This window comes from Streptomyces sp. NPDC087906, from assembly GCF_055584925.1.
On record NZ_JBVJLC010000001.1, the window covers coordinates 135568 to 147721 of the forward strand.

Below are 12154 nucleotides of genomic sequence, written 5' to 3' on the forward strand. Positions count from 1 at the left end.
CGGATGGCGAAGAAACTGACCGGCGACATCACCACCCATGTGCAGCAGCTCCCCGCGGGCGCGGCCGGCGGCTCGGCCCCGCGCCCGGCAGGCGGGGAGGAGCCCCCCGTCGTCGTCCTCGTGCACGGTCTGCTCACGGACTCGCTCGCCAGCTACTACTTCACCCTCGGCCCCGCGCTGTCCGCCGCGGGCATCGACACCGTGATGTACGACCTGCGCGGGCACGGCCGCACCGACCGGCCGCCCACCGGCTACCGCCTGGAGCACTTCGTCGAGGACCTGGCGCGGCTTCTGGACGCCCTGGGCGAGCACCGCCAGGTGCATCTGGTCGGCAACTCCTTCGGCGGCACGGTCGCCGCGGGGTTCGCCGCCTGGCACCCGGAGCGCACCGCCACCCTCACCATGCTGGAGTCCGAGCCGCCGGTCGCCGCCTGGGCCGGCCATATCGCGGACGGTCTCGCCCACGCCCGCCGTGACCTGGTCCGCGACGAGGCCATCGAGTGGATCAAGGAGCGGCACGGCGCGCACACGGCGCGGCTCTCCCGTAAGGCCGCGCACATCCTGGCGACCACCACGCTCGCCGACGACATCCCGGCGGGGCGGCTCATCGACGACGACCTGTCGGCGCTGCGCTGCCCGCTGCTCGCCGTCTTCGGCGCCGACTCCGGGCTCAGCGCCCAGGTGCCGGAGCTGGAGGCCAAGGTCGAGCGGTGCCGCACGGTGGTCCTGCCCGACCAGGGGCACTCGGTCCTGGTCGAGCAGCCCGCCCGTACCCTCGACCTGGTCCTCGACTGGGTGCGCGAGCACCACGCGCGCCGGGCGGACGCCTGGGCCGGAGCGGCCCGGTGAGCCGTTTCCTGCTGGTCGTACCGCCGCTGACCGGGCACATCAACCCGCTGGTCGCCGTGGCGGCCGAACTGACGGCGCGCGGCCACGAGGTCGAGTGGTGCGGTTACGCGGACCGCATCCGGGCGGCTGCGGGTCCCGCGGCCGTCGTCCACGAGTGCGTCCTGCCGGAGACCAGCGAACTGGTCCGGCCGCCGACCCTGAAGGGTCCTGCCGCCTTCCGCTTCCTCTGGGCGGACTTCTTCATCCCGCTCGCCGAGGCGATGGCGCCGGTCGTGGCGAGCGCGGTGGAGTCCTTCCGCCCGGACGCGGTCGTCACCGACCAGCACGCGGTGGCCGGCGCGCTGGTCTGCGAGCGCCTCGGCGTCCCGTACTTCACCTCGGCCAGCACCTCGGCCGAACTGGTCGACCCGCTGGCCGACCTGCCCAAGGTGGCCGGTTGGCTGACCGGCCGGCTGGACGCGCTGCGGGAGGCGATCGGCGACCCGGCCGCCACCCACGACCCGCGGTTCTCCCCGTACGGCGTCCTCGCCTTCACCAGCCGGGCACTCGTCGGCGACACGGCCGACCTGCCCTGGGAGCGGGTCCATCTGGTCGGCCCCGCCATCGCGGAGCGGCCGGCGGACCCCGGCTTCCCGTGGGACGCCCTCGACCCGTCACGTGAGCTGGTCTTCGTCTCGCTCGGCACCGCCAACACCGACGCGGGCGCCCGCTTCCTGCACGAGGCCGCCGCGGCCCTCGCCCTGCTCGCCGACCGGGTGCAGGGCGTCGTCGCCGACCCGGGCGGCCAGCTCACCGACCCGCCGCCCGGCGTCCTGGTGCGCGGATACGTACCCCAGCTCGAACTGCTGCCCCGGGCCAGGGCGGTGGTCAGCCACGGCGGCCACAACACCGTCTGCGAAGCCCTCTGGAACGGGCTGCCGCTGGTGCTCGCGCCGATCCGCGACGACCAGCCGATCGTGGCCCGCCAGGTGGCCGAGGCCGGCGCCGGGATCCGGGTGCGCTTCGGACGGGTCGACGCGCCGAAGCTCGCCGACGCGCTGCGCACCGTCCTGGACGACACCGGCGGCCACCGCACCGCCGCCGAGGCCATCGGCAGGTCGCTCCGCGCCGCCGGCGGCCGGCGCGCCGCCGCCGACCACATCGAACAGCTCGCCACGGCGCACCCGGTGGCATCCGCAGGCCGCTGAGCGCATCCCCCCACCCCGGAGCACCCCATGACCACCACAGACCGTCCGACGTCCGCGCCGGAGGCGCCGAACCCCGTGGCCGACGGGCCGCCGGACCCCGGCATCCGCCCGCTGCGGGCCCTGCTCCAACAGGCCCGCCCGCACCGGTTCGTCCTCCTCGGCTCGCTCCTGCTCGCCCTGGTCGCCAGCGGCTGCGGACTGGTCCAGCCGCTGGTGGCGCAGTCGGTGCTGGACGCGCTCGCCGACGGTACGACGGTCACCGGCGCGCTGGTCCTGCTCGGCGTGCTGGTGGTGGCAGGCGCCGTCCTGACCGGTCTTCAGTCCTGGTGGCAGCAGCGGACGTCGGAGCAGGTGGTCCGCTCCATCCGCCGCGAACTGGTCTTCCGGCTGATCCGGCTGAAGGTCCCCGAGCTGGACCGGCGCCCGCCCGGCGATCTGGTCGCCCGGGTCACCTCCGACAGCGCCCTGGTGCAGAACGCGGCCACCCAGGGCCTCGTCATGATCACCAACGGGCTGCTCACCGTCGCAGGCGCCGTCGTCCTGATGGCCACGGTCAGCCTCGTCCTGCTCGGCGTCACCCTCGCCGTCCTGCTCGGCACCGGTGCGCTCCTCGGGCTCGTCCTGCCGCGCATTCGCGAGGCCGTCGCCCGCGCCCAGAGTTCCGTCGGCGCCATCGGCGCCGCCCTGGACCGGTCGCTCGGCGCGGCCCGCACCGTCAAGGCCAACGGCGCCGAGGGCCGGGAGACCGCCCGCGCCGAGGCCGCCGTCCAGGAGGCGTACGAGGCGGGTCTGACCGGCGCCAAGTACGTCGCCCTGGTCCAGGTGCTCTCCGGCGTCGCCATCCAGGCGGCCTTCCTGGCGGTGCTCGGCGTCGGCGGCGCGCTGGTCGCCTCGGGGGACCTCGACGCCTCCCAGCTCATCGCCTTCCTGCTCTACGTCTTCTACCTGGCCAGCCCGATCGCCTCGCTCCTCGGCGGCCTCGGCATGCTCCAGCAGGGCCTCGGCGCCATCGTCCGTATCGAGCAGATCAGGCATCTGCCGGCCGAGGACGACGTGGACCTGCCCGAGCGGGAGGCGCCGCCCGCCGAGCGGCCCGCACCGGCGCCCCCGGTCGAGTTCGACGCCGTCCACTTCGGCTACCCGGGGCGCGGCCCCGCCCTGCGCGGCATCAGCTTCACCGTGCCGGGCGCCACCCGTACCGCCCTGGTCGGACTGTCCGGCGCCGGCAAGACGACGATGTTCGCGCTGCTCCAGCGCTTCTACGAGCCGCACGCGGGCACCATCCGGATCGGCGGCCAGGACATCGCCGGCCTGCCACGCGCCGAGGTGCGCCGCCGTATCGCCTACGTCGAGCAGGAGTCCCCGGTCATGGCGGGCACCCTCGGCGACAACCTCCGCTACGCCGCGACCGGCGCCGGTGACGAGGAGATCGCCGAGGTGCTGCGGCTGACCCGGCTCGACTCCCTGATCGCCAGGCTGCCCGAAGGGCTGGAGACCCAGGTCGGCAACCGGGGCGTCACCCTGTCCGGCGGGGAGCGCCAGCGCCTCGCCATCGCGCGCGCCCTGCTGCGCAGGCCCGAGGTGCTGCTGCTCGACGAGGCCACCGCCCAGCTCGACGCGAGCAACGAACAGGCCCTGCGGGAAGCGGTGGACCAGGCGGCGCGGCGCTGCACGGTCATCCTGATCGCCCACCGGCTGTCCACGGTCACCGACGCCGAGCAGATCATCGTCCTGGAGGACGGCGGGATTCGCGCCTCGGGCTCGCACGGCGACCTGGTCGGCGCCGACACCCTCTACCGCGATCTCGCCGCCTCCCAGATGCTGGTGGCCGCCGTGGACGACCGCCCCTGACATCCGCACGCTGCTGACTGACGGACGCAAACGAACGGTGGCGCGGATCCGAGGATCCGCGCCACCGTCATGTTTCCCGCGATCAGCCCGTGATGGCGTTCAGCGCGGGCAGGTAACCCCCGCTGTGTCCGGCCGGGTTGGGGTGGTACGACTCGTCCAGCTTGTCCCACTCCAGGCTCGTCACCCAGACGTCGTTGCCCGAGCAGATGGAGTGCGCGTCGAAGGCCGGCCTCGGGTCGAGGAAGGTGAAGCCCGCGTTCGCCGCCGCCTGCGCGAGGACGCCGTCGAGGACGTCGGCCGCCGAGTTCAGCGCGCTGCGCTCGGTGTCGCTCAGCCCGAAGATGCCGCAGTTGCCGCCGATCGTGTACAGCCGGGGATACCCGACCACGACGACCTGCGCGCTCGGCGCCGCCGCCCTGATGGACGCGTAGGTGTCGGCGAGCGTGCCCGGCAGGAGGCCGGTGGCGGCGGCCTTGGCCGCCTCCACGCCGTTGACGCAGTCCTGGTCGTCCAGTGTCAGGACGCAGTTCTCCAGGACGCTGACGAAGCCGACGTCGTTGCCGCCGGCCTGCACCGTCACCAGCGTCGTGTCCGCGGTGAGCTGCGGCACCTGCTGGGTCTTGATGTCCGCGGCGGTCGCCCCTGAGCAGGACGCCTCCACGAAGGAGTACGAGGCGGCGTGCTGCGACGCCCAGAGCCGGGGGTAGGCCAGCGGCCCGCGCCGGCAGGCGTCGTTCGGGTCGTCGTAGGTGCGGGTGCCGGGCCCGACGGCGTACGAGTCGCCGAGCGCGACGTACTTCCCGGCGGCCTCGGCGCCGGCCGGGGCGGCCTGCGCGGCCGGGGCGGCGGCGAAGGCGAGAGCGGCGGCGGCGACCGCGGAGACAAGTGCGGCCAGTGGTCTGCGTGCGCGTGTGGGACGCATGCGAACTCCCGTGTACGTGGGGGGAAAAAGTGACCACACCTGACTATCAGCCGAATGAGTCGGAATCTATAACTCCGTTAAAAATCCAGGGTATTCGGCAGACGTCGCACCGCGGGACCCGTCGCTTCCCCGGCGGGAGCAGATTCGACATGGGCGTCATGGGCGGGTTTGACTGCGGGACGAAACCGAAAAGGAGAGTCGGTACCCCATGCCCCCCACGCACACCCGGACCCCCTTCTCCCGGCGTACCGCGCTCGCCGCGCTGGCCGGGGCGGCGGCCCTGCCGCTCGCCGGCTGCGGTGACAGCGATCGCGGAGAACAGGTCGCCGCCAAGTCCTCGGCGCCGCGGCCCGCCGCTCCTCGTACGGAGGGCGCGTTCGGCGGCCTTGAGCGGGAGTTCGACGCGCGGCTCGGCGTGTACGCGCTCGACACCGGCAGCGGCAGGACCGTCACACACCGGCCGGACGAACGCTTCGCCTACGCCTCCACCTGCAAGGCGCTGCTCGCCGGCGCCGTCCTGGACCGGTACTCGCTCCGGCAGACCGAGCGGCTCGTACGCTACGACCGCGCCGATCTCGTGTCCGCTTCGCCGATCACCGAGAAGCACGTCGGCACCGGCCTGACCCTGCGTGAGCTGTGCGACGCCGCGATCCGCTACAGCGACAACACGGCGGCCAACCTCCTCTTCCGCCACATCGGCGGCCCCCGGGCCCTCCAGGACGCGCTGCGCGCGCTCGGGGACAAGGTCACGCGATGCGACCGCTACGAGGTCGCGCTCAGCGACGCGGTCCCTGGAGACGTACGCGACACCAGCACGCCCCGCGCCCTCGCCGCCGGTCTGCGGGCGTACGTACTCGGCGCCGCGCTCCCGGCGGACAAGCGCGCCGTGCTGACCGACTGGCTCAAGCGCAACACCACCGGCGCCACCACGATCCGGGCCGGCGCCCCCGACGGCTGGCAGGTCGGCGACAAGACCGGTACGGGCGGCTACGGGACCCGCAACGACATCGCCGTCCTCTGGCCGCCCGCCGCCCCTCCCGTCGTCCTCGCCGTCATGTCCCGCCGGGACACCAAGGACGCCGAACGCGACGACGCGCTCATCGCGCGGGCAGCGAGGATCGCGCTCGGTGCGATCGTCTGAGGACCGCGCCGGGGCGACATTAAGCTGTGGGGCATGGCTCAGTCGTCGCTCTCCGTGGTCGCGGGTCGGTGGCGGCCGGGCGGCCGGTCCACCGCCCGCTTCGGGCGCCGCACGCTCGTGGAATCGCTGTATCTCCTCACCGCGCCGGTCAGCGCCGTGGCCGGTCTGCTGCTGGTGACCGGCGCTCTGTGCGCCGGAGCGGCCGCCTCGCTGCTGCCGCGCGGCTCGCGCCTCGCGGCCCGCGCGCTGGCGACGGCGCGGTGGCCGGGCGATCTGGAGTGGTGGCGGATCGGCGCCGCCCGGTCCCAGGCGGGCAGGACGGGGGCGACAACAGCGGCCCGGCGGCCGGGGCCGAAGGGGACGCCCGAAGCGGCCGACCCGGGGCTGTGGCTCGACCTGGCGCACGCCGTACTGGTGCTGCCCGTCGTGCTCGTGACCTCGGCGGTCACCGCGCTGTGGTGGTTCGCGGGCGTCGCGACCGCCACGTACCCCCTGCGCAGCCAGGTCACGCCGGGATCGCTGCGGCCCATGACGCTGTACGCGGGCAGCGAGCGCTCCCACGTCGCCCTGAGCCTGGGGCTGACGTCGCCGGGCGGGCGGCTCGCCTTCGCGCTCACGCTCGCCGTCCTGCTGCTGGCCACCCTGCCGCTGGTGACCCGGGTGTGCGTGGCCGCGCAGGCCGGTCTGGGCCAGGCGCTGCTGTCCGACATGTCCGCGCTGCACCGCAGGATCAGCGGTCTTGAGCGGGAGCGGGACACCGCACGCGCGCAGGCCGTCGCAGCGGTGACGGCCGAGGCGGCGGCCCTGCGCCGGCTCGAACGCGACATCCACGACGGGCCCCAACAGCAGCTCGTCCGGCTCGCGATGGAACTGGGCCGCGCCCAGCACCACTTCGACCGTGATCCGGAACTGGTACGGGCGGCACTGGCCGACGCCGTCGTGCAGACCCAGGAGGCGCTGGACGAGCTTCGGGCGCTGTCACGCGGCATCGCCCCGCCGATCCTCGCCGACCGGGGGCTGCGGGAGGCGCTGTCGGCGCTGGCGGCGCGCTGTGTCGTACCCGCCGCACTCGACGCCGGTCCGACGGACGGCCGGCTGGACCCCGCCGTGGAGACGGCCGCCTACTTCGTGGTCGCGGAGGCGCTGACGAACGTGGCCAAGCACAGTTGTGCCGGCAGTTGCACCGTCGGCATGCGGCACGCGGAGGGCACCCTGCGGGTCTGGGTGACGGACGACGGGGTGGGCGGCGCGGCTCTGGCCAAGGGCCACGGACTCAGCGGGCTGGCCGACCGGGTGCAGGCGGTCGGCGGCCAACTCCGGGTCGACAGCCCGGAGGACGGCCCTACGACGGTCAGCGCGGCGCTGCCATGTCGCTGACCTCCGTCCCGGCCGCCCGGGACCCGCTGCGGATCGTCGTCGCCGACGACGCCGTGCTGCTGCGCGAGGGGCTGGTCCGGCTGCTCGCCGAGGACGGTCACGAGGTGGTGGCCGCCGTCGGTGACGGCCCCGCCCTGGTCGAAGCGGTGCTCGCACACCGCCCGGACGTCTCGGTCGTCGACGTACGGATGCCGCCGACGCACACCGACGAGGGGCTGCGGGCGGCGATCACCGCGCGCGGACAGCTGCCGGGCTCCCCCATGCTCGTGCTCAGTCAGTACGTGGAGGTGTCCTACGCCGCCGAGCTGCTCGCCGACGGGTCCGGCGCCGTCGGCTATCTGCTGAAGGACCGGGTCGCCAAGGTCGAGGAGTTCCTGGACGCCCTGGCGCGCGTCGCCCGTGGCGCGACGGTGCTCGATCCGCAGGTGGTCGCCCAGGTGCTGACCGGCCGGCGCCGGGACGACCCGCTGGCCGCGCTGACCCCGCGGGAGCGGCAGCTACTGGGGCTGATGGCCGAGGGGCATTCCAACACGGCCATCGCCCGCCGGCTCGTGCTGTCCAACAGCGCGGTGGAGAAGCACATCGGCAACGTCTTCGCGAAGCTCGGGCTGCCGCCCGACGACGCCCAGCACCGCCGGGTGCTCGCCGTCCTCGCCTATCTCAACCTCAGCGCCTGACCGCCTGTCACCAGCCGCCTGTCACCAGCCGCCTTCGAAGAAGGCCAGCAGGGCGGGCGCCGGATCTGCCGTGACGGTCACATTCGCCACGGCGATGACGACGAAGGGGACGGCGACCACGGCCCAGCCGAGGCCGAACGACCTGAACAGCCGCCGCGCCCGCCGGTCGGAGGCGTCCGTCCGGACAAACCGCTTCCACGCCACCACGCTCAGCGCGACAAGGACGGCCACCACCGTCGTCGCGGCGACGGCTATCACTACGTGATAGCGGGCGAAGTCGTCGACCATCACCCTGAGGGCGGGGGGAGTTCCGGCGCCGGTCTCCGGATAGTCGGCCAGCCGCCGGCGTATGTCGTGGACGGCGTCGGCGAGTGCTCCGTGCGGCGGACGGTCCAGCAGCGAAAGGAGTGAGGAGAAGGGGGCAATCGCGCCCTGGACATTGGCCATGAGCAGCACGACGGAGAAAAGCGCGAGCGCCGTGACGACTGCCCCGGCCGACGCGACAGCGGTTCTTCTCCCCTTTCCCGCAGTCCGCTGTCCCGTAGTCTGCGGAAACGCCTTCCGGAGGAGAATTCCGAGCGCGACGAGCACACCCAGCAGCAGTGCGGCGGCCACCGCCTTCACCACGTGATAGGCGGACCAGTAGTCGACGACCCTCGCCAGGTCCGGGGTGTATCGCCGGTCGCCGGAATTCCAGTAACCGACGAACGTCTCGGAGAAGCTGTCGGTGAGATCGCCCTGACTGCCGTAGTCGTGGCCGGAGACGGCGGCGGCCAGCGGGCGGGGAGCGTAGACGAACGCGGGGACGAGGGCCACAGCGAGGGCGGTGAGCACGCCGAACGTGCTGGTGGGACGGGATGGTGATCGCATACGGACGACCATGTCGCAGCGCCGCCGCCGGGTCATTGCAGTACGCCATCCACTTGGAGTGTGGCCAGCCACACCCCGACTGCCTCAGCGGTCCTGCCTGCGTACCGCGTCGGCGGTGACGGGCGTGAAGAGATTCAGCAGATTTCCGTCCGGGTCCCTGAGCAGCAGCGAACGGTTGCCCCACGGCATGGTCGTCGGGGTCTGTACCAGCTCGCAGTCGAGGTCGGTCAGCCGCCGGTATTCCGCGTCCACGTCGGCGACCCGGAATTCGATGATCACCGTACGGTTGGCGGCCGGCTCGGCGGTGCCGGCGCCGAACAGGGCCACGGTGGGGGTCCCGGCGACGGCCAGCGTGCACGACGGCGTGACGAGTTCGGCGAATTCGGGGGTCGACCACGCGGCCGGGACGGCGATGACCTTTTCGTAGAACGTGACGAGACGAGCGACGTCGTCGGTGATGACCCGGACCGATACGAAATTCATGAGTGGCTCCTGTCAGAGCTGGCGCTGAACGTGCGGACATCTCGAACGCTACGTCCGATACCGGACAGGATCCGCCCGGTATCCGAGGCAGACTTGCCGGTGTGACCACATCGACCGCCCGGGTGCTCGCCCTGCTGGAGATCCTGCAGAGCGGCGGGCTGCGCACGGTGCCCGACCTGGCCGCCCGGCTGGACGTGGACGAGCGCACGGTGCGCCGCTACGTCGGCCATCTGCTGGAGCTGGGGGTGCCCGTCGACTCGGTGCGTGGCCGCTACGGCGGCTACCGGCTCGCGCCCGGCTACCGGATGCCGCCGCTGATGCTCACCGACGAGGAGGCGCTGGCCGTGCTGCTCGGTCTGCTGGCCGGTCAGCGGGCGGGTCTGGTCACCACGTCGGCGGCGGCGGGCGAGAGTGCGGCGGCGAAGCTGCGGCGGGTGCTGCCCCGGGCGCTGGGGCAGCGTCTTGAGGCGCTGCTGGCGACGGCCGACTTCACCGCGCCGCCACGGCCCGGCGTCGCCCCCGAGACGGATGTGCTGCTGGAGCTGGCCGAGGCGGCGCGCGGGCGGCGGCCGGTGGCGATCAGCTACACCGACCGGACGGGGCAAGGCAGCGAACGCACCGTGCTGCCGTACGGACTCGTGGCGCATTCCGGGCGGTGGTACCTGACCGGCGCCGATCCGGACAGCGGTGAGGTGCGCACCTTCCGGCTGGACCGGATCGCCGCCCTGCGCGTACAACCCGGTTCTTTCGCCGTGCCGGCCGGCTTCGATCCGGCGGCCACCGTGGTGGACAGCCTCGCCAGGACCCCGTGGGCCCATGACGTGTCCCTGCGGATCAAGGGCAGCGCCGAGCACATCCGCCGCCGGCTCCCGGCCGGTATCGCCACCCTGTCCGCCGTCCCGGCGGGGCCCGACGGGGACACCGGCTGGGTCCAGGTCCGGATCAGGGCCGAGCGGCTGGACTGGATTCCCCCGGTGATCGCCGCTCTCGACTGCCCGTTCGCCGTCGAGCGCCCGGCCGAGCTGCGCGATCTCGTACGCGCGCTGGCCCGCAGGCTGGACGAGAGCGCCGGACGGGATTACGATCCGGACCGGTCCGGATCGTAATCCCGTCCGGCGGAAGCGACCACAGAGGAACCACAGGGGGAGCCATGCGCGTCAAGGACTTCGATCATCTGGTGCTCAACGTGCGGGACGTGGAGCGCGCCCTGGCGTTCTACTGCGGGCCGCTCGGCCTGGAACCCGTCCGGGTGGCGCAATGGCGGGCGGGAAAAGTGCCCTTCCCCTCCGTACGGGTCAGTCCGGTCACGATCATCGACCTGGTCGACCGGCCGCGCGGCGAGTCGAACGTGGACCATCTCTGCCTGGTCGTCGAGCCGTTGGACTGGCAGGAGGTCATCGACTCCGGGCTCTTCACCGTCCTGGAAGGACCCGTCGGACGCTACGGGGCGCGCGGCGAGGCGCAGTCCGTATACGTGGAGGACCCGGACGGCAACACGGTCGAGCTGCGCTGGTACCCGCAGGACGCCGGACGGCAGGACGCCGAGCGATGAGCCCTCCGGCGCCCGGCCGCCCCCGCGATCCGGCCATCGACGCCGCCGTCCTGGCCGCCACCCTCGACGTGCTGCGCGAGAGCGGATACGCCGGGTTCGCGCTGGAGAAGGTGGCCGCCCGCGCGGCGACGACGAAGGCGGCGATCCGCAGGCGCTGGCCCGTACGGCAGCACTTGCTCATCGACGCGCTCGCGTCGGTCCTCGTCGTCCCGCCGGCCCCCGACAACGGCTGCACCCGCTGCGATCTGATCGAGAGTGTCGAACTGCTCGCCGACGCGCTGCACGAACGGCTGCCGTCCGGGGTGCTGGCCGCGCTGATCGCGGACTGCGCCCCCGACGCCGAACTGCACGGCAGGCTGCTCGACGAGCTGCTGCGGCCCAGCCGCCAGGCCGCCACGACAGCGGTCGCCCGCGCGGTCGACCGGGGCGATCTGCTGCCCGACGTGGATCCCGCGCTGCTGGTCGACCTGCTCGCGTCGACGGTGTATCAGCGGGCCCTGTTCGGCGACGCGTCGGTCGGCAGGGGCGCGGCGGGACCGCTGGTGGACCTGCTGCTGCGCGGCGTCGCCGTCGACTTCGACCGGCTCGTACGGATCAGCCGGCAGCCCGCGCACCTGCGGCACCGGGCCTGAACCAGGGCGCCGGGACCGGCCTGACGGAGGCCCAGATCCGGATTCCCGCAAGGTCATTGGACCGTAAGAGTGGTGTTCATCCTAAGAGCTGCGCACGGGCGGCGTCGCTCCGTGGATTCCCGAAATGCGTACTCATCATAAGGAAGGTAAGTAGATCGCCCAACCCGAAAGCGAGGGGTCATGGCCGCCTTCAAGGTCAAGAGTCTGTGGACCGTCTTCCTCACCGCGTTCTTCGCGGTGCTCACCTCACTGGGGCTCACCGCCCCCGCCACCGCGGCCGGTGGCGCTGTCCAGCAGCCCGCCGAGCAGCCGGCCGACCAGCCGGTTCCCGCGCCCTTCGGCACGACCCACCGGGAGGAAGGTGCGGCCCGGTCGGGCTGGGCAGCACTGCCCGCCCCGCTGGCGCGTGACCGCTCGCTGCCGCCCACGATCAAGCAGCGCATCCGCGCCGAGGCGCACGGCTCCTCACCGTCGGTCCGGCACCTGCCCGCAGGCATCGACGACGCCGACGGTACGTCCGGTACGTCCGGTACCGCTGAGACGGCGGCGGCCGACGAGGACGCGTACGCCGCTCAGGCCGCGCTCGTCGCAGCGTGAGGCGCCGGGATACCCG

General features: G+C 73.2%; 13 protein-coding genes. 10 read left to right on the forward strand and 3 right to left on the reverse strand.

Going from position 1 to position 12154, the window contains the following annotated elements; all coding sequences use genetic code 11:
• The first annotated feature begins 3 nt into the window (after nucleotides 1–3).
• The 3 genes from ACZ63I_RS00550 to ACZ63I_RS00560 are packed head-to-tail and all read left to right on the forward strand — an operon-like array spanning nucleotide 4 to nucleotide 3887.
• The gene (locus ACZ63I_RS00550; protein ID WP_469333943.1) at nucleotides 4–849 is read left to right on the forward strand and encodes an alpha/beta fold hydrolase; all 846 of its coding nucleotides are present in this window, start codon (nucleotides 4–6) and stop codon (nucleotides 847–849) included.
• On the forward strand, nucleotides 846–2036 hold the full coding sequence (locus ACZ63I_RS00555) for a glycosyltransferase (protein WP_469333945.1): 1191 nt from the start codon (nucleotides 846–848) through the stop codon (nucleotides 2034–2036). Before ACZ63I_RS00550 ends, ACZ63I_RS00555 begins: the two co-directional genes overlap by 4 nt.
• A 27-nt stretch (nucleotides 2037–2063) precedes the next feature.
• Entirely contained in the window at nucleotides 2064–3887 is a 1824-nt protein-coding gene (locus ACZ63I_RS00560) for an ABC transporter ATP-binding protein (RefSeq protein WP_469333947.1), read from the forward strand.
• Between the two features lie 82 nt (nucleotides 3888–3969).
• Here ACZ63I_RS00560 and ACZ63I_RS00565 read toward each other — a convergent pair whose 3' ends face one another.
• Nucleotides 3970–4809, reverse strand: coding sequence for an SGNH/GDSL hydrolase family protein (locus tag ACZ63I_RS00565; protein ID WP_469333949.1), 840 nt, complete (start codon nucleotides 4807–4809; stop codon nucleotides 3970–3972).
• Nucleotides 4810–5017: 208 nt separating this feature from the next.
• Between ACZ63I_RS00565 and bla the strand changes: the two genes are divergently transcribed.
• The 3 genes from bla to ACZ63I_RS00580 are packed head-to-tail and all read left to right on the forward strand — an operon-like array spanning nucleotide 5018 to nucleotide 8004.
• The gene (gene bla, locus ACZ63I_RS00570) at nucleotides 5018–5950 is read left to right on the forward strand and encodes a class A beta-lactamase (RefSeq protein WP_469333951.1); all 933 of its coding nucleotides are present in this window, start codon (nucleotides 5018–5020) and stop codon (nucleotides 5948–5950) included.
• Nucleotides 5951–5983: 33 nt separating this feature from the next.
• Nucleotides 5984–7327 (forward strand): sensor histidine kinase, encoded by a 1344-nt coding sequence (locus ACZ63I_RS00575; RefSeq protein ID WP_469333953.1) that lies wholly within the window; start codon nucleotides 5984–5986, stop codon nucleotides 7325–7327.
• Between the two features lie 26 nt (nucleotides 7328–7353).
• Nucleotides 7354–8004: a LuxR C-terminal-related transcriptional regulator gene (locus tag ACZ63I_RS00580; RefSeq protein ID WP_469335490.1), complete on the forward strand. Its 651-nt coding sequence runs from the start codon at nucleotides 7354–7356 to the stop codon at nucleotides 8002–8004.
• A gap of 21 nt (nucleotides 8005–8025) precedes the next feature.
• Here ACZ63I_RS00580 and ACZ63I_RS00585 read toward each other — a convergent pair whose 3' ends face one another.
• The gene (locus ACZ63I_RS00585; protein WP_469333955.1) at nucleotides 8026–8874 is read right to left on the reverse strand and encodes a hypothetical protein; all 849 of its coding nucleotides are present in this window, start codon (nucleotides 8872–8874) and stop codon (nucleotides 8026–8028) included.
• A gap of 84 nt (nucleotides 8875–8958) precedes the next feature.
• On the reverse strand, nucleotides 8959–9357 hold the full coding sequence (locus ACZ63I_RS00590) for a VOC family protein (RefSeq protein ID WP_469333957.1): 399 nt from the start codon (nucleotides 9355–9357) through the stop codon (nucleotides 8959–8961).
• Nucleotides 9358–9458: 101 nt separating this feature from the next.
• Between ACZ63I_RS00590 and ACZ63I_RS00595 the strand changes: the two genes are divergently transcribed.
• From ACZ63I_RS00595 to ACZ63I_RS00610, 4 genes are all read left to right on the forward strand, one after another.
• Nucleotides 9459–10463: a helix-turn-helix transcriptional regulator gene (locus tag ACZ63I_RS00595; RefSeq protein WP_469333959.1), complete on the forward strand. Its 1005-nt coding sequence runs from the start codon at nucleotides 9459–9461 to the stop codon at nucleotides 10461–10463.
• 44 nt (nucleotides 10464–10507) lie between these two features.
• The gene (locus tag ACZ63I_RS00600; protein WP_469333961.1) at nucleotides 10508–10909 is read left to right on the forward strand and encodes a VOC family protein; all 402 of its coding nucleotides are present in this window, start codon (nucleotides 10508–10510) and stop codon (nucleotides 10907–10909) included.
• Nucleotides 10906–11541 (forward strand): TetR-like C-terminal domain-containing protein, encoded by a 636-nt coding sequence (locus ACZ63I_RS00605; RefSeq protein ID WP_469333963.1) that lies wholly within the window; start codon nucleotides 10906–10908, stop codon nucleotides 11539–11541. The genes ACZ63I_RS00600 and ACZ63I_RS00605 overlap by 4 nt, the downstream gene beginning before the upstream one ends.
• Before the next feature lie 180 nt (nucleotides 11542–11721).
• Complete coding sequence (locus ACZ63I_RS00610; protein ID WP_469333964.1) at nucleotides 11722–12138, forward strand: DUF6344 domain-containing protein; 417 nt, start codon at nucleotides 11722–11724, stop codon at nucleotides 12136–12138.
• Nucleotides 12139–12154: the final 16 nt, after the last annotated feature.

Bases quoted from the DNA above. Each gene is read 5' to 3' on its own strand.
- ACZ63I_RS00605 (WP_469333963.1), top strand. From the start codon at position 10,906: ATGAGCCCTCCGGCGCCCGGCCGCCCCCGCGATCCGGCCATCGACGCC.
- ACZ63I_RS00590 (WP_469333957.1), bottom strand. From the start codon at position 9,357: ATGAATTTCGTATCGGTCCGGGTCATCACCGACGACGTCGCTCGTCTC.
- ACZ63I_RS00610 (WP_469333964.1), top strand. From the start codon at position 11,722: ATGGCCGCCTTCAAGGTCAAGAGTCTGTGGACCGTCTTCCTCACCGCG.
- ACZ63I_RS00600 (WP_469333961.1), top strand. From the start codon at position 10,508: ATGCGCGTCAAGGACTTCGATCATCTGGTGCTCAACGTGCGGGACGTG.
- ACZ63I_RS00575 (WP_469333953.1), top strand. From the start codon at position 5,984: ATGGCTCAGTCGTCGCTCTCCGTGGTCGCGGGTCGGTGGCGGCCGGGC.
- bla (WP_469333951.1), top strand. From the start codon at position 5,018: ATGCCCCCCACGCACACCCGGACCCCCTTCTCCCGGCGTACCGCGCTC.
- ACZ63I_RS00585 (WP_469333955.1), bottom strand. From the start codon at position 8,874: ATGCGATCACCATCCCGTCCCACCAGCACGTTCGGCGTGCTCACCGCC.
- ACZ63I_RS00560 (WP_469333947.1), top strand. From the start codon at position 2,064: ATGACCACCACAGACCGTCCGACGTCCGCGCCGGAGGCGCCGAACCCC.
- ACZ63I_RS00550 (WP_469333943.1), top strand. From the start codon at position 4: ATGGCGAAGAAACTGACCGGCGACATCACCACCCATGTGCAGCAGCTC.
- ACZ63I_RS00565 (WP_469333949.1), bottom strand. From the start codon at position 4,809: ATGCGTCCCACACGCGCACGCAGACCACTGGCCGCACTTGTCTCCGCG.